Annotated in this window: 14 protein-coding genes; 10 read left to right on the plus strand and 4 right to left on the minus strand. The window is 71.4% G+C overall.

Annotation, left to right across the window (positions count from 1 at the left end; genetic code table 11):
- Window positions 1-88: 88 nt before the first annotated feature.
- The 6 genes from BFN33_RS34880 (at window position 89) to BFN33_RS34905 (ending at window position 8,058) form a co-directional block, all read left to right on the plus strand.
- Entirely contained in the window at window positions 89-931 is an 843-nt protein-coding gene (locus BFN33_RS34880; RefSeq protein WP_069764193.1) for a serine hydrolase, read from the plus strand.
- A gap of 48 nt (window positions 932-979) precedes the next feature.
- Window positions 980-2,005 (plus strand): esterase-like activity of phytase family protein, encoded by a 1,026-nt coding sequence (locus tag BFN33_RS34885; protein ID WP_069764194.1) that lies wholly within the window; start codon window positions 980-982, stop codon window positions 2,003-2,005.
- 93 nt (window positions 2,006-2,098) lie between these two features.
- A complete protein-coding gene (locus BFN33_RS34890) occupies window positions 2,099-5,812 on the plus strand; it encodes an ABC transporter ATP-binding protein (protein ID WP_069764195.1) in 3,714 nt (1,237 codons plus the stop codon).
- A 20-nt stretch (window positions 5,813-5,832) separates the two neighbouring features.
- Window positions 5,833-6,045 carry a hypothetical protein gene (locus tag BFN33_RS34895; protein ID WP_069764196.1) on the plus strand — a complete coding sequence of 71 codons (213 nt, stop codon included), beginning with the start codon at window positions 5,833-5,835 and terminating at the stop codon, window positions 6,043-6,045.
- 88 nt (window positions 6,046-6,133) lie between these two features.
- A complete protein-coding gene (locus BFN33_RS34900) occupies window positions 6,134-6,508 on the plus strand; it encodes a hypothetical protein (RefSeq protein ID WP_370743344.1) in 375 nt (124 codons plus the stop codon).
- 110 nt (window positions 6,509-6,618) lie between these two features.
- Entirely contained in the window at window positions 6,619-8,058 is a 1,440-nt protein-coding gene (locus BFN33_RS34905) for a S28 family serine protease (protein ID WP_069764198.1), read from the plus strand.
- Between the two features lie 24 nt (window positions 8,059-8,082).
- Here BFN33_RS34905 and BFN33_RS34910 read toward each other — a convergent pair whose 3' ends face one another.
- Complete coding sequence (locus tag BFN33_RS34910) at window positions 8,083-8,724, minus strand: hypothetical protein (RefSeq protein WP_069764199.1); 642 nt, start codon at window positions 8,722-8,724, stop codon at window positions 8,083-8,085.
- Between the two features lie 134 nt (window positions 8,725-8,858).
- Complete coding sequence (locus BFN33_RS34915; RefSeq protein WP_088245456.1) at window positions 8,859-10,655, minus strand: glycoside hydrolase family 3 protein; 1,797 nt, start codon at window positions 10,653-10,655, stop codon at window positions 8,859-8,861.
- A gap of 369 nt (window positions 10,656-11,024) precedes the next feature.
- Between BFN33_RS34915 and BFN33_RS34920 the strand changes: the two genes are divergently transcribed.
- Genes BFN33_RS34920 through BFN33_RS34935 form a run of 4 tightly spaced genes read left to right on the plus strand, consistent with a single transcriptional unit; the run spans window position 11,025 to window position 13,768 of the window.
- Entirely contained in the window at window positions 11,025-11,282 is a 258-nt protein-coding gene (locus BFN33_RS34920; protein WP_069764200.1) for a hypothetical protein, read from the plus strand.
- A gap of 60 nt (window positions 11,283-11,342) precedes the next feature.
- Complete coding sequence (aroA, locus tag BFN33_RS34925; RefSeq protein WP_069764201.1) at window positions 11,343-12,608, plus strand: 3-phosphoshikimate 1-carboxyvinyltransferase; 1,266 nt, start codon at window positions 11,343-11,345, stop codon at window positions 12,606-12,608.
- Window positions 12,609-12,615: 7 nt separating this feature from the next.
- Window positions 12,616-13,248, plus strand: coding sequence for a GNAT family N-acetyltransferase (locus BFN33_RS34930; RefSeq protein ID WP_069764202.1), 633 nt, complete (start codon window positions 12,616-12,618; stop codon window positions 13,246-13,248).
- A gap of 13 nt (window positions 13,249-13,261) precedes the next feature.
- Window positions 13,262-13,768: a GNAT family N-acetyltransferase gene (locus BFN33_RS34935; protein WP_069764203.1), complete on the plus strand. Its 507-nt coding sequence runs from the start codon at window positions 13,262-13,264 to the stop codon at window positions 13,766-13,768.
- Between the two features lie 480 nt (window positions 13,769-14,248).
- On the opposite strand, the gene BFN33_RS34940 is transcribed toward BFN33_RS34935, so the two are convergent.
- Together BFN33_RS34940 and BFN33_RS34945 are read right to left on the minus strand one after the other, a co-directional pair.
- Complete coding sequence (locus BFN33_RS34940) at window positions 14,249-15,484, minus strand: MFS transporter (RefSeq protein ID WP_069764204.1); 1,236 nt, start codon at window positions 15,482-15,484, stop codon at window positions 14,249-14,251.
- Between the two features lie 85 nt (window positions 15,485-15,569).
- Window positions 15,570-16,370: a sugar phosphate isomerase/epimerase gene (locus BFN33_RS34945; RefSeq protein WP_069764205.1), complete on the minus strand. Its 801-nt coding sequence runs from the start codon at window positions 16,368-16,370 to the stop codon at window positions 15,570-15,572.
- Between the last annotated feature and the right edge of the window lie 96 nt (window positions 16,371-16,466).

Genomic DNA, 16,466 nt, shown 5'->3' on the forward strand with positions numbered 1-16,466 from the left:
CTGTGAAAACGCCACGGGTTGGGTAACAACTCGCACAACCATTCCCCATGCGTACAACCATTCACCCGAACCCGAGAGTCAACAGGGCATGACTCGGGGGATAGCAAGACACGCGAAATGGATCGCGACGGGCGCGCTGGCCGCGTGCGTCGCCGCCGCCACTCCGGCCGCCGCCGCGACCGCACCGGCAGTCAGCTGCACGTCCGCGAAGGCGGGCCTCGCCGACAAACTCAAGCGGGACATCACGTCCGCCGTCTCCAACCGCTCGGGCACGATCGCCGTGGGCCTCTACGACCGTACGACCAAAACCACCTGCACCCTGCGCTCCTCCACCGCCTACGACTCCGCGAGCGTCGTCAAGGTGACCGTCCTCGCCACGCTGCTGTGGGACGCGAAGAAGCACAACAGGTATCTGACCGACCGTGAGAGCACCCTCGCCAAGGCCATGATCACCAAGTCGGACAACGACGCGACCAGCAAGCTGTGGCGGCAGCTCGGCCTGACGAAGATCAAGGGCTTCCTCACCGCGGCCGGGATGACCCAGACCAAGCCCGGGGCGAACGGCTACTGGGGCCTGACCCAGATCACCGTCACCGACGAGCAGAAGCTGCTCAAGCTGGTCACCGCGAGCAACACCGTCCTGAGCGACAACGCCCGTGCCTACATCTCGAAGTTGATGGGCCAGGTCATCTCGTCGCAGCGCTGGGGCACACCGTACGGCGCCGGATCGGGCATCTCCTGGCACGTCAAGAACGGCTGGCTGCAGCGCTCCACCCACGGCTGGCGGGTGCACAGCGTCGGCACCTTCAAGGGCGGCGGCCACGACTACATGATCACGGTGCTCACCCACGGCAACAGCACCATGAACTACGGCATCACGACGATCCAGGGCGTCGCGAAGGTCATCCACCGGGATCTCGCGGCGAGCTGACGCCTGCCGGTCGCCCGTACGTCACCGGCCCGCCCTACGGTGACGCCCATGCAGCTGAGAACCGTACTCGCCACCACCACCGCGGCTCTGGCGGCGGCGGCCTGCCTCGCGGCCACGGGCCCGGCGCGGGCCGCCGCGCCGGTGAGCCACGCCTGCTCCCCGTCCGTCTCCCTCGACCGCTTCTCCGACGCGCTCGACAAGACGGCGTACGACGGCACCTTCGTCGGAAACTTCTCCGCGCTCGCGGTGGACGGGGACGGCTCGCTCGCCGCCCTCTCGGACCGCTCCTCGCTGTTCTCCCTGGACGCGAGGACGCTCGCGCCCACGTCGGTCGTCCCGCTCGTCGACGAGAAGGGCGCCGCGCTGGACTCCGAGGGCCTGGTGATCGACCGGGACGGCACCCGGCTGGTCACCTCGGAGACCGAGCCGTCCATCCGCCGCTACGGCACCGACGGCACGATCCTCGACCGCCTCCCCGTCCCGGCCTCCCTCCAGGTGGCCCCGGCGGGCCGCGCCACGTCGAACCAGACCTTCGAGGGCCTGACCCTCATGAACGGCGGCCGCACCCTGCTCGCCTCCATGGAGTACGCGCTCTCCGGCGACACGGCCGGCATCGTCCGCTTCCAGACCTGGCGGCGCCACCACGGCCGTTTCGAGCCCGCGGCCCAGTACGCCTACCGCACCGACGCCGCCTTCCTCGGCGTTCCCGAGGTCCAGGCCCTCCCCGACGGCCGCCTCCTCGTCCTGGAGCGCGGCTTCACCTCCGGCGTCGGCAACACGGTCCGCCTGTACCTGGCCGATCCCCGCCACGCGACGGACACGAGCGGCGTCGAGAATCTGACGGGCCAGTCCGGAGTGCGCCTGATCAAGAAGACCCTGCTCACGGACATCGCGAGCTGCCCGACCCTGGGCGCGACGGCCAAGCAGCCCCAGCCGAACCCGCTCCTCGACAACATCGAGGGCATGGTCGTCACGGGCGTGGGCAAGGGCCGCCTCAAGGTCCTCCTGGTCAGCGACGACAACCAGAACGCGGTGCAGACGACCCGGTTCTACTACCTGAGGGTGCGGGTCTGACCCAGGGGAATGTTGCGGAGGGATGAAATCCGCTTGGTTTCGCGTTGGTGTCTTCCGGCAGATCAGGTCGATGGACACACCGGAGGGCACCGCGTGGAACCGCAACGGGGATGGGCACGACGACTGGCCGGGTACGCCTGGCGTTACCCCAAGGACGTCGTCCTCGCTCTGGGCTCCTCCCTCGGCGGCATGGCCGTCATGGCGATCGTCCCCCTGATCACCAAGGTGATCATCGACGACGTCATCGGTGACCACACCCGGGACATGGCCCCGTGGGCCGGCGCCCTGGTCGTCGCGGCGGTCCTGGTCTACGTCCTCACCTACATCCGCCGCTACTACGGCGGCCGGCTCGCCCTCGACGTCCAGCACGACCTGCGCACGGAGATGTTCGGCACGATCACCCGGCTCGACGGCCGCCGCCAGGACGAGCTGTCCACGGGCCAGGTCGTCGGCCGGGCCACCAGCGACCTCCAGCTGATCCAGGGCCTGCTCTTCATGCTGCCGATGACGATCGGCAACTTCGCCCTCTTCCTGATCTCCCTGGTCGTGATGGCCTGGCTGTCGATCCCGCTCACCCTGGTCGCCCTGGCGGTGGCCCCGGCCCTGTGGTGGATCGCCAAGCGCTCCCGTTCCAAGCTGCACCCCGCCACCTGGTACGCCCAGGCCCAGGCCGCCGCCGTCGCGGGCGTGGTCGACGGTGCAGTCAGCGGCGTACGCGTGGTCAAGGGCTTCGGTCAGGAGGACCAGGAGACCGGAAAGCTCAGGGAGGTCGGCCGCCGCCTCTACGCGGGCCGCCTGCGCACGATCCGCTTCAACTCGAAGTACACCCCGGCCCTCCAGGCCGTCCCCGCCCTCGGCCAGGTCGCGATGCTGGCCGTCGGCGGCTGGCTCGCGGTCCGCGGCCACATCACGCTCGGCACCTTCGTCGCCTTCTCCACCTACCTCGCCCAGCTCGTCGGCCCGGTCCGCATGCTCGCCATGGTCCTCACGGTCGGCCAGCAGGCCCGCGCCGGCACCGAGCGCGTCCTGGAGCTGATCGACACCGAGCCGTACCTGAAGGACGGCACCAAGGAGCTTCCCGCCGAGTCCCCGGCCACCGTCGAGTTCGACGACGTCTCCTTCGGTTACGACGACGAGCGCCCGGTTCTCGACGGACTGAGCTTCGAGATCCGCGCCGGCGAGACCCTCGCGGTCGTCGGCTCCTCCGGCTCGGGCAAGTCCACCGTCTCCCTGCTCCTGCCGCGCTTCTACGACGTCACCCACGGCGCCGTCCTGATCGGCGGCCACGACGTCCGCGAGCTCACCCTGGACTCCCTGCGGGCCGCGATCGGCCTGGTCCCCGAGGACTCCTTCCTGTTCTCGGACACGGTCCGCAACAACATCGCGTACGGCCGTCCCGACGCGACGCAGGAGGAGGTCGAGAAGGCCGCCCGCGCCGCCCAGGCGGACCGTTTCATCGCCGCGCTCCCCGAGGGCTACGACACCACGGTCGGCGAGCACGGCCTCACCCTCTCCGGTGGCCAGCGTCAGCGCGTGGCGCTGGCCCGGGCGATCCTCACCGACCCGCGCCTGCTCGTCCTGGACGACGCCACCTCCGCCGTGGACGCGCAGGTCGAGCACGAGATCCACGAGGCCCTGAAGCAGGTCATGGAGGGCCGCACGACCCTGCTGATCGCCCACCGGCGCTCCACCCTGAACCTCGCCGACCGCATCGCCGTCCTCGAGAACGGCCGCCTCGCCGACCTCGGCACCCACGACGAGCTCCAGGAGCGCTCGGCCCTCTACCGCCGCCTGCTCACCGACCCCGACGGTCTCGGTGGCACATCCCCGGGCCACGCCCACCCGGCCGCCGTACAGGCCGTGGACGAGGACACCTCCGTACGCGAGGAGCTGGACGCCGAGTTCGACGCCGAGCGCGGAGTCACCCCCCGCCTGTGGACCGGTGACCGCGAGCCCAAGGACACGGCTCTGGCCGGCACTCCGGCCACCCCCGAACTCCTCGCCGAGGTCGAGGCGTTGCCCCCGGCGACGGACACCCCCGACATCGACGAGGCGCGCGCGGTCACGCCCGAGGAGTCGTACGGTCTGCGACGGCTGCTGCGGGGCTTCGGGCGGCCGCTGCTGATCAGCCTGGGCCTGGTCGCCGTGGACGCCGGCATGGGCCTGCTGCTCCCGGTGATGATCCGGCACGGCATCGACGACGGTGTCTCGCGGATGGCCGTGGGCGCGATCTGGACGGCGACCGCGCTGGCCCTGCTCTCGGTCCTCGTCCAGTGGGCGGCCCAGATCGGCGAGACCCGGATGACCGGACGCACCGGCGAACGGGTCCTGTACTCCCTGCGGCTGAAGATCTTCGCCCAGCTCCAGCGGCTCGGACTCGACTACTACGAGCGGGAGTTGACGGGCCGGATCATGACGAGGATGACGACGGACGTCGACGCCCTCTCCACCTTCCTGCAGACCGGCCTGGTCACCGCGTTCGTCTCGGTCGTCACCTTCTTCGGCATCATGGGCGCCCTGCTGGTGCTCGACGTGCAGCTGGCCCTGGTCGTCTTCGCGACGCTCCCGCCGCTGATCGTCGCCACGTACTTCTTCCGCAAGGCGAGCGTGAAGGCGTACGAACTCGCCCGTGAACGCGTCTCGCTGGTCAACGCCGACCTCCAGGAGTCGGTGTCCGGGCTGCGGATCGTGCAGGCGTTCCGCCGGGAGCGGGACGGCGGGGCGCGCTTCGCGGAGCGCAGCGACAGTTACCGCCAGGCCCGCACCCGGGGCCAGTGGCTGATCTCGATCTACTTCCCCTTCGTCCAGCTGCTGTCCTCGGTGGCCGCCGCGGCCGTGCTGATCGCGGGTGCGGGCCGGGTGGACGCGGCGACCCTGACGACCGGCGCGCTGGTCGCCTACCTCCTCTACATCGACCTGTTCTTCGCCCCGGTCCAGCAGCTCTCCCAGGTCTTCGACGGCTACCAGCAGGCGACAGTCTCCCTGGGCCGCATCCAGGAGCTGCTCCGGGAACCGACGTCCACGAAGGCGGCCGAGGAGCCCCTGGACGTCCTGTCGTTGCGGGGCGAGGTGGCCTTCGAGAACGTGCACTTCGCGTACGGGGACGACGAGGAGGCCCTCGGCGGCATCGACCTGAAGATCCCCGCCGGGCAGACGGTCGCGTTCGTCGGCGAGACCGGCGCGGGCAAGTCCACCGTGGTCAAACTGGTGGCCCGGTTCTACGACCCGACGGGCGGCCGGGTGACGGTCGACGGCTCGGACCTGCGCGCCCTTGACCTGACCTCCTACCGCCACCGCCTCGGCGTGGTCCCCCAGGAGGCCTACCTCTTCCAGGGCACGGTCCGCGACGCCATCGCCTACGGGCGCCCGGACGCCACCGACGCCGAGGTCGAGGCGGCGGCCCGCGCGGTCGGCGCCCACGAGATGATCGCCACGCTGGAGGGCGGCTACCTCCACGAGGTCGCCGAACGCGGCCGCAACCTCTCCGCGGGCCAGCGCCAGCTGATCGCGCTCGCCCGGGCGGAGCTGGTCGACCCGGACATCCTGCTCCTCGACGAGGCCACGGCAGCCCTCGACCTCGCCACCGAGGCCCTGGTCAACCAGGCCACCGACCGTCTCGCGGGCCGCCGCACCACCCTCGTCGTGGCCCACCGCCTGACCACGGCGGCCCGCGCCGACCGCGTCGTGGTGATGGATCACGGCCGCGTGGTCGAGGACGGAACCCACGACGAACTGCTCGCGCTGGAGGGGCGGTACGCGGGGTTGTGGCGGACGTTCGTGGGGGAGGACGCGCCCGCGCCGGCCTGACCGGATCCCGGAGCTCCGGCATGCGGCCACATCGAGCGCCGGACGGAGTCCGGCCGGTCGTCCCGAAGCCGGGGAGGCCCGCCAGGGCCGAGCGGTGCGAGGGCGACATCGGGAGGTTCTGCCACGGCCGCGCGGTCGAGGACGGAACCCACGACGAACTGCTGGCGCTGGAGGGGCGGTACGCCGAGTTGTGGCGGACGTTCGTGGGGGAGCCGGTCGAGGTGTCCGGCTGACGGTCGTGCAACCGTCCGACATACGCTCTGCGTCCGTACACCTGTACGCCTAAGAGCTGCGGGAGGGACGGCAGTGAAGAGTGGAGCGATGCGGCGGCTGGCGGTGGGACTGGCCGTGACGGTGGCGGCCGGGATGCTCGGGGTCGCCGTGCCGGGACAGGCGCAGGCCGCGGCCTCGTCCTGCGAGGGGCGCAAGGTCAGGTCGTTCCCGTTCTCGACCGGCACGGTGGAGGTGTACAAGCGGCGCGGTTACGTGTGCGCGGTCACCCTTCCCAAGCGCCCCGGGGTCCGGCAGCACATGAAGGTGAGTCTGCGCGCCTACGGGCTGCGGCCGGTCGAGGACGTGGGCCGGTACAAGTACCGGGCCGGTCCGGTCACCGTGCACGCCGGGCAGCGGAAGGTGTGGGTCAAGGGCGAGGTCGGCCGGGGCAAGTACGACTCGGACGGCTGGATCCGGCTCTGAGACACAGGTTTCTGACAGGGTTTTCCCCATCGAGGCGTCACCTCCCCTGGTGCGGATGGGACTTGCGCCGCTAGCGTCCGGCGGACATCTGTACTCACAGGGGAGGGTGCATGCGCAAGGCGCTCAGATGGCTTCTCACGCTGGTCGTGCTCATCGGCACGGTCAGCACGGCAGGGGCGGCCACCGCCGCCGAGCCGGAGGCCGACGGCACCGGTGCCACCACCGACATCAAGGATCAGCTCCTCGCCATCCCGGGGATGAGCCTGATCGAGGAGAAGCCGTACACCGGCTACCGCTTCTTCGTCCTGAACTACACCCAGCCGGTCGACCACCGGCACCCGTCCAAGGGCACGTTCCAGCAGCGGATCACCGTGCTCCACAGGGACGTCAGTCGGCCGACGGTCTTCTACACCGGCGGCTACAGCGTCTCGACGACGCCGAGCCGCCGCGAGCCGACCCAGATCGTGGACGGCAACCAGGTCTCCATGGAGTACCGCTTCTTCACGCCCTCCCGGCCCGACCCGGCCGACTGGACCAAGCTGGACATCTGGCAGGCGGCCAGTGACCAGCACCGCATCTTCAAGGCGCTGAAGAAGATCTACTCGAGGAACTGGATCTCCACGGGCGGCTCCAAGGGCGGCATGACCGCCACCTACTTCGAGCGCTTCTACCCGCGCGACATGGACGGCGTCGTCGCCTACGTCGCCCCCAACGACGTGGTGAACGACGAGGACTCGGCGTACGACCGCTTCTTCGAGAAGGTCGGCACCAAGGAGTGCCGAGACCGGCTGAACGCGGTGCAGCGCGAGGCCCTGGTGCGGCGCGAGCCGCTGGAGAAGAAGTACGCCCAGTACGCGGCGGCGGAGGGCTTCACCTTCACCACCGTCGGCAGCCTGGACCGGGCCTACGAGGCGGTCGTCCTCGACTACGTCTGGGGCTTCTGGCAGTACAACCTGCTGGCCAACTGCGGTGACGACGAGCTCATCCCGCCGAACGCGAAGACCGCGACCGACGACCAGATCTGGAACTCGATCGACACCGTCTCCGGGTTCTCCTTCTACACCGACCAGGGCCTCGCGCCGTACACGCCGTACTACTACCAGGCGGCCACCCAGCTCGGTGCCCCGACGATCCACTTCCCGCACATCGAGAAGAAGTACGTGCGCTACGGCTACCAGCCGCCGCGCAACTTCGTCCCGCGGGACATCCCGACGAAGTTCCAGCCGTACGCGATGCGGGACGTGGACAACTGGGTGCGGAGCAACGCCCGTCACATGCTCTACGTGTACGGCCAGAACGACCCGTGGGGCGGGGAGCGGTTCCGCGTCGACAAGGGGGCGAAGGACGCGTACGTGTTCACCGCGCCCGGTATGAACCACGGGGCGAACGTCGCCGGTCTGGTCGCCGACCAGAAGGCGTTCGCCACGGCCAGGATCCTCGCCTGGGCGGGCGTCCCGGCCACGGCCGTGACCGAGGCGAAGCCGCTCGCGAAGTTCGACAAGAAGCTGGACGTACGGGACGTGGAGCGCGAGCCCGCCCTGCGTCCGTAGCCCGCTCGGCGCGCCCGGCCGGGATCACAACGGCCGGGCGCAGCCGACCGGTTGAGCGCCGCCGAGCTGGACGTACAGAGCTGTCGACAGCGGGCACCGGCTGCGCTCGGTGACCGCCTTCACCACCTTGTACTGCGGTTTCTTCGCACCCGTGCCGTCACAGGCGGTCTCCCTGACCTGCCCGCTGCCCGAGCCGTACACGCAGTCGCCGACGATGGTCCGCGGTCCGCCCCCGCCGCCGGGGTCACCGGGATGCGGCGGTTCCAGGTTGCGCATGCAGGCGTATCCCTGCGGCACCGCCCCGTCGCCGTCCTCGTCGGAGATCTGGCTCTGCTCACTGATGTGCAGCACGAAGTCGGTGGTCGCCGGGCACGGTGGCCCGCCGGCCGGGGTGCCGTCGTGCCGGGCGACGACCCGCGCCGCTGCCCGCTCACTGGTGCAGGGCACCTCGGTGAAACTGGCCTTGCCGAAGGAGCTGCACTCGTCGACCGCGAGGAACACCGCGCCGAAACCGGAGGCCCGCGTCGCGGACGGCGAGACCGGGGCCGTGGTGCTGGGCCCTTCGTCGCTCTCCCCGCCGGCCGCCGACTGTGTGCACCCCGTCAGCAGGGCGGCGAGCAGCGCCAGCAGTACACACACCACCCCCGTGGAAAACCTGTCGCGCATCGCCATCCCCCCGCACTGCCCCCACCGCCCAGCGTGACCGTCGCGGCGGGGCCACGCCAGACGTGTGGGGGCCTTTGCGCCTTTTGGGGAGTGATGTACGAGTTGCGAGTCGTACGGGAACTACGTCCCGCGTGCTATCGGCCGTACGACAGCCCGTACCCGACCGGGTACAGCACCTTCGCCGGATCGTCCGCCCGCTGCACCGGCACCGGCAGCCTCCCGCGCGGCGCCGCCTTCCCGGCGATCACCCGTGCCGCCGCCCGCAGTTCGACGTCGGTCCAGGAGTAGGCCGCCAGGTATGCCGGGACGGTGGGCAGCTGGGCCACGTCGTAGGGGTTGCGGATCGCGACCGCCACCACCGGCCTCCCGGTCGCCACGAGCTGCTCGACGAGTGTCCTCTGGGCGGCCGTGATGTTGTACGTCCCCACGATCACCGCGTCCGCGTCCCGCGCGGCGGCGACGGCCTGGGCGACGGTGGCCGCGGAGGGAGCCGTACCGGTCGGCAGGGCGGTGGCCGTGAAGCCCAGTTCGGTGAGGGCGGCGGCGAGCACCCCGGTCGGCGGGCCCGTCGTACCGGAGGGCGAGGCGGGGTCGGCGCCCACCACGAGCAGCTTGCGGTGGGTGCCGCGGTTCAGGGGCAGCAGTCGCCCCTCGTTGACCAGCAGGGTGGTCGTCCGCTCGGCGATCCGGTCGGCTTCGGCGAGGTGGGCCGGGGTGCCGACGGTCCGGGTGACGCCGTCGTGACCGACGTACGGCTCCTCGAAGAGGCGCAGCCGGGCCTTGAGCCGCAGGATCCGCAGGATCGACTCGTCGAGCCGCGCCTCGGTGAGCTCGCCGCCCTGTACGGCCTTCAGGACGGCGTTCCACGCCACGTCCAGGGAGGGCGGGTTGAGGAGCTGGTCGACACCGGCCTTGAGGGCGAGGACGGGGACACGGTCGTCGCCGTACTTCGTGCGGACGCCCTCCATGCCGAGGGAGTCCGTGACCACGACCCCGTCGTAGCCGAGTTCGCCGCGCAGGATGCCGGTGACGATCGGGTGGGAGAGGGTGGCCGGGTCACCGGAGGGGTCGAGGGCCGGGAACTGGATGTGCGCGGTCATGATCGAGTCGATGTCGGCGCGGATCGCGGCCCGGAACGGGACGGCGTCCAGCTTCCCCCACAGCTCCCGGCTGTGGGTGATGACGGGGAAGCCGTAGTGGCTGTCGACCGCGGTGTCCCCGTGCCCCGGGAAGTGCTTGGCGGTCGCGGCGACCCCGGCGCCCTGGTACCCGGCGACCTCGGCGGCCACGAGACCGGCGACTTTTTGGGGGTCGGCGCCGAAGGAGCGGACGCCGATGACGGGGTTGGCCGGGTTGACGTTGACGTCGGCGACGGGGGAGTAGTTCTGCCGGATGCCGATGGCTCGCAGTTCCCGCCCCGCGATCCTGCCGAGTGTGCGGGCGTCCTTGCGCGCTCCACCCGCACCGATCGCCATGGCGCCCGGGAAGAGAGTGGCGGGCTCGCCGACCCGGCAGACGATGCCGTGCTCCTGGTCGGTGGAGACGAGGACGGGCAGTCCGCGCGGCTGTCGCAGGGACGCCTGCTGGATGCCGTTGGACAGGTCGGCGATCTGGTGCGGATCACGGGTGTTGTGCGCCCAGGTGAAGTAGATGATCCCGCCCACCCGGTACCTGGCGATCATCTCGGCGGCCGTACGGACGCCGATCTCCTTGAGGTTGGCGTCGACGTCGGCCTGGTCGGGGGCGGTGGCGGAGTGGCCGTAGACCCGCATCACGAAGAGCTGGCCGACCTTCTCCTCGAGCGTCATACGGGAGATGAGAGAGCGGAGTTTGTGGTCGTGCTTCTTGTCGTCCGCGTGTGCGGTCCCGCTGACGGCGAACGAGGCGGCGACGCCTGCTGTGGCGGCGAGGACGGTACGTCTGGAGGGCACGTGCGCTCCTTCCGGAGGTGATCCGCTGAAGGAAACTTCCGAGAAGTCACCAATAACCGGGAAGTTTCTGCCAGTCAAGGGAGTGCACAGTAACCAGGGAGGGGCCGCCATCGGCGCTTTGGAGGGGGGCGCGCCGATGACGGCCGTGCTGCCGGCCGCAGTACGGAGGAGAGGGTTGGTCAGCGTTCGCAGCCAGCAGCGAGGCCGACGCCGTACCGCGGTGACTCTCCGGCAGCTTGCGCATTGGACGATCGGCGGCGGGGCGGGGTTCCCGGCTTTGGCCTGATTTCCCCAAGTTGGTGCGGCAGGGGTCGACGGGACGGATGAGCCGACACAGTGGGCCGGCGCACCCCGGCGTAGGGTCGGTGCATGAGCCAGTTGCTGCCGCTCCTGACCGTCCTCGCCGGTCTTGCCGTGACCCTGGTCCTCTTCACCCTGCTGGCCCGCCACGTCCGCCGCCGCGGGACGGCGGGCGGGGCCCTGCGCGGCGCGATGGCGGCGCACGACGAGGCGTGGCACGGGACGGCGGCCGACTCGTACTACGAGCTCCAGGTGCAGACGGACCGCAAGGCGCCGCTTCCGGACGACCGGTGGAGGCGGGGGACACGCTCCGGGCACCGCCCCTGAACGAGGTCCACCCCGTGGACGTCCCGGCGTCGGAGGTGACCGTGGGCGATCATGAGGGGCATGCCCGTCGACACGCCCGCCCCGCAGACCCTCTCCCTCCCCGGCTCGAAGTCCATCACCGCCCGGGCCCTCTTCCTGGCCGCCGCCGCCGACGGAGTGACCACCCTCCTGCGCCCCCTCCGCTCGGACGACACGGAGGGCTTCGCCGAGGGCCTGGTACGGCTGGGCTACCGGGTGGGCCGTACCCCGGACGCATGGCAGGTGGACGGCCGCCCGCAGGGACCGGCGGTCGCCGAGGCGGACGTGTACTGCCGTGACGGCGCGACGACCGCCCGCTTCCTGCCCACCCTGGCCGCCGCAGGCCACGGCACATACCGCTTCGACGCCTCGCCCCAGATGCGCAGGCGCCCCCTGCTGCCGCTGTCGCGTGCGCTGCGCGACCTGGGAGTGGACCTGCGGCATGAGGAGGCGGAGGGGCACCATCCGCTGACGGTGCGGGCGGCGGGCGTAGAGGGCGGCGAGGTGACGCTGGACGCCGGCCAGTCCTCCCAGTACCTCACCGCACTCCTGCTGCTGGGCCCGCTCACCCGCCGGGGCCTGCGCATCCGCGTCACGGACCTGGTGTCGGCGCCGTACGTCGAGATCACCCTCGCGATGATGCGGGCGTTCGGGGTGGAGGTGACGAGGCAGGGCGACGTCTTCGCCTTCCCGCCGGGCGGTTACCGCGCCACGACCTACGCGGTCGAGCCGGACGCGTCCACGGCGAGCTACTTCTTCGCGGCGGCAGCCGTGACCCCGGGCGCCGAGGTGACGGTCCCCGGGCTTGGCACGGGCGCGCTCCAGGGCGACCTCGGCTTCGTGGGTGTACTGCGGCGGATGGGGGCGGAGGTGTCCGTCGGCGCCGCGGCCACCACGGTCCGGGGCACCGGGGAACTGCGCGGCCTGACGGTCAACATGCGGGACATCTCGGACACGATGCCGACGCTCGCGGCGATCGCTCCCTTCGCCTCCGCCCCCGTCCGCATCGAGGACGTGGCGAACACACGGGTGAAGGAGTGCGACCGCCTGGAGGCCTGCGCGGAGAACCTGCGGCGGCTGGGCGTGCGGGTGGCGACCGGCCCGGACTGGATCGAGATCCACCCGGGGGCCGCTCCTTCGGCCGACACCCGCATCACGACGTACGGCGACCACCGCATCGTCATGTCCTTCGCGGTCACCGGCCTTCGGGTACCGGGAATCTCGTTCGACGACCCCGGATGCGTACGCAAGACTTTCCCCGGTTTCCATGAGGCGTTCGCCGAGCTGCGAAGGACCATCGGGGGTTGAACGGGCATTGAGTTTCCAGCTGGAAGGGCCGGTCCTGGCAGGCGAGTTGGTGCGCCTGGAACCACTGGGCCACGGGCACACGGCGGACCTGGCCGTGGCGGCGGAGGAGAACCGCGGCACCTACGACTTCACCTGGGTACCGAGGGCCGACGAGGTCGGTGACTACGTCGACGCGCAGCTCGCGCGGGCCGCGGCGGGACAGCTCGCGCCGTACGCTCAGGTGTCGGTCGCGACGGGACGGGCGGTGGGGACCACCTCGTACTGGGAGCCGCGGTACTGGCGGTCGGAGGACCAACTCGACGCGATCGAGGTCGGCTTCACTTGGTTGGGGGCCTCGGCGCAGGGCACGGGCATCAACGCCGAGGCCAAGCTGCTGCTCTTCCGGCACGCCTTCGAGGAGTGGGACGTCGCCCGGGTCGATCTGAAGACGGACGCGCGCAACGAACGCTCCCGTGCGGCGATCGAGAGCGTCGGCGCCCGCTTCGAGGGCGTCCTGCGGAACTGGTCGCGCTCCTGGGCCCCGGGTGAGGACGGACGGCTGCGGGACTCGGCGATCTTCTCGATCACGGAGCAGGAGTGGCCGGGGTGCCGGAAGCGGCTGGAGGAGCGGGTGGCGGGGTTCGTGGCGCGGCGGGGATGAGGGGAGCGGCAGCGTGTGGTTGCGCGATGTCACGGTGGACGACGTGGACGCCTACGTCCGGATGCGCTGCGATCCCGTCATGATGGCCGGGCTCGGCGGGCCGTTGCCGCGGGAGGGCATCGAGGACAAGGTGCGCCGGGACGCGGAGTCGGCGGCAGCAGACGAGTCCTGGACCAAGATGATCGTTCCCGATCCGGACCGGCCCGACGTGGTGGCGGGCTCGGTGACCGTCTGGTCCCACGACCCCGGGGACGGGCCCCTCGCGGAGATCGGCTGGATGGTGCTGCCGGAGTTCCAGGGGCGGGGACTGGGCAAGCGGGCGGTCCGCGCGCTGCTCGAACGGGCCTGGAGCGAGGACCGCTGGGGTGACATCCACGCGTTCCCGGCCACGAGCAACGGCCCCTCGAACGGCATCTGCCGTTCCCTGGGCTTCCGTCTCGTCGGCGAACTCGACATGCCTTTCGCGGACCGGATCCTGCGCAGCAACCACTGGACGATCACACCGCCGCCCAGCTCGTAAGGCCGTTGCGCAATTGGCCGCGCCCGCCCTGGAGTTCACCCTCCCCGGGCCAACCCGCCCGGTCGCCGCCGCCGACCCGTACCGTCCGGAGGAGGCAGGCCCGCGAGACCTTCGGCGACCCCCCGGCATCCCCGCAGACGTCCTCCCCGGTCGCCGGCGTCGACGATCCGTACCGCCTAGAGGGGGCTGCGAGATCTTCGGTGAACCGCCTGGCATCCCCGCAGACGTCCTCCCCGGTCGCCGGCGTCGACGATCCGTACCGCCTGGAGGGGTCCCGCGAGATCTTCGGTGAACCGCTTGGCATCCCCGCAGACGTCCTCCCCGGTCGCCGGCGTCGACGACCCGTACCGCCTGGAGGGGGCTGCGAGACCTTGGGCGCACCGCCCGGCATCCTCCCCGGCGCCGCCCACCTCGACTCGGACGCCGGCTACGGCTCCTGGCCCGCCGTCCTGGACCGGTGTCCGGCCCCGAACTCGCGGATCACGCCTCGTCCGTAACCGGAACCGCCCGCAACTCCGGTGTGCTCGCCCCGACATAGCCCACCGCCGCCACACACATCAGCCCGCCCGTGATCAGCGCCGTCACGCCCGAGCTCCAGCCCGCGACCAGCCCGCCGCGCAGATTGCCGAGGTGCGGGCCCGCCTGGCCGACGATCATCTCGGCGGCCGTGACCCGGCCGAGCAGGGCGTCGGGGGTGCCGGTCTGCACGATGGTGGTGCGGGACAGGACGGCCAGGGCGTCCGCCGCGCCGGCCAGTGCCAGGAACCCGAGGCCCGCCCAGGCACTGGTGGTCAGGCCGAACAGCGCGAGGGCCGCGCCCCAGGTCGCCGACGCGCACAGCATCACCGGACCGGGGCGGGCCAGGCGGGTGACCGGGCCGGAGAAGACCGTCGCGGCGACACCGCCCACGGCGAGCGCGGACAGGAACAGTCCGAGCGTGCGCGGGTCGCCGCCGAAGCGCTCCTCGTTGACCTGGGGAAAGAGGCTCACCGGCATGGACAGGACGGTGGCGGCCAGGTCGGTCAGCAGCGCGCCGCGCACCACCCGGTGGCCGGTCAGAAAGCGCAGCCCGTCCAGGACACCGTGCAGACCGGGGCGGGACTTCTCGCCCTCCGGTGGCAGCGCGGGCAGACCGTAGGCGCCGTAGAAGGACATCGTGAAGCTCAGGGTGTCCAGGAGGTAGCAGACGCCGATGCCCCACCAGCCGAGCACGAGCCCGGCGACGGCCGGACCGACCAGCATCATCGCCTGCCCTGTGACCTGCTGGAGCGCGAGCCCGGAGGCCACCTGCTCCCTGGGCAGCAGGCGCGGCACGAACACGCCGGCGGCGGGCGCGCCGAGCGCGGCGAAGGAGGTCTGCACCGCGACCAGCAGCAGGACGACGGCCACCGGCGCGCGCCCCGCGAAGCCCTGCACGGCCAGCAGCAGGGAGCAGACCGCCGAGCCGACGGTGCCCGTGAGGTAGACCCGGCGCCGGTCGGCCCGGTCGACCCAGGCGCCCGCGAACAGGCTGACCCCGACCATCGGCACCGCCTGCGCGACACCGACCGCGCCGCTCCAGATCGTGCTGTGGGTCATGTCCCAGACCTGGTACATGACCGTGACCATGGTCATGAAGGTGCCGAGCGTGGACACCGTGCGCCCGAACAGCAGCCGCCGGAACACCGGGGAGGTGCGCAGGGGCCGCACATCGAGGAACGTACGGCTGAGGCTCATGACACGGGCAGCGGGGGAGGGGAGGGTCTGTGCACCCCGGGACGCTATCCGGCCGTTCCCGCCGGGGCCACCCGTTTAATCGCCGTCAGGCGGAGTCGTTCAGGAGCCGCGCCAGGTGCTCACGGCCCGCCCCCAGCAGCTCCTCCAGCGGCGCGGCCGCCTCGTACCACCGCTTCTCGTACTCCCAGCACAGCCAGCCGTCCCAGCCGTGCCGGGAGAGGACCTCCACGCACTCCGCGAGCGGCAGGACCCCGGTGCCGAGCGCGACCGGGGTGGTGTCGTCGGCCGACGCGATGTCCTTGACCTGGACGTATCCGAGGTGCGGGGCGAGGGCCGCGTAGGTCTCGGAGGGCTGTTCGCCGCCGAGCCAGGTGTGCATGACGTCCCAGAGCGAGCCGACCTGACGGTGGCCGACCGGGCCGAGGATACGAATCGCGTCGGCACCCGTGCGGTGCGAGTCATGGGTTTCGAGGAGGATGCGTACGTCGAGGTCGCCGGCGTACTCCGCGGCCGTACCGAGCCGCCGGGCGGCCGTGGCGTCGGCCTCCTCGCGGGACTGGTCGGAGGCGGCGCCGGGGAAGACGCGCACGAAGCCGGCGCCGAGGTCGCGGGCGAGGTCCAGGAGGCGGTGGATCTCCTCCACCACGGGTTCGTCGTCGCCGGGCGCGGCCACGCGCGCGTACCCGGCGAGACCGAGGACCTCCACGCCCGCCGCCTTGAACTCGGCGACCGCGTCGGCCCGTTCGGCGAGCCCGATACCGGGGTGCACCGGCTCCTCCGGATGCGCGCGCAGTTCTACTCCGTGATAGCCGTGCGTGGTCGCGAGCCGCAGCACGTCGGCGAGGGGGAGGCCGGGGACACCGAGGGTGGAGAACGCCAGTTTCATGGGCCCTACTCTCACCCGGTCGAGTCGGTGAGGTCCAGCCGGGAGCCCGGATGAGTCGGGGGCTCCGCCTCAGCCGCCCGGACGAGCCGCCCCCGG

The sequence above is a fragment of the Streptomyces sp. LUP47B genome, assembly GCF_001746295.1.
Taxonomy (GTDB): domain Bacteria; phylum Actinomycetota; class Actinomycetes; order Streptomycetales; family Streptomycetaceae; genus Streptomyces.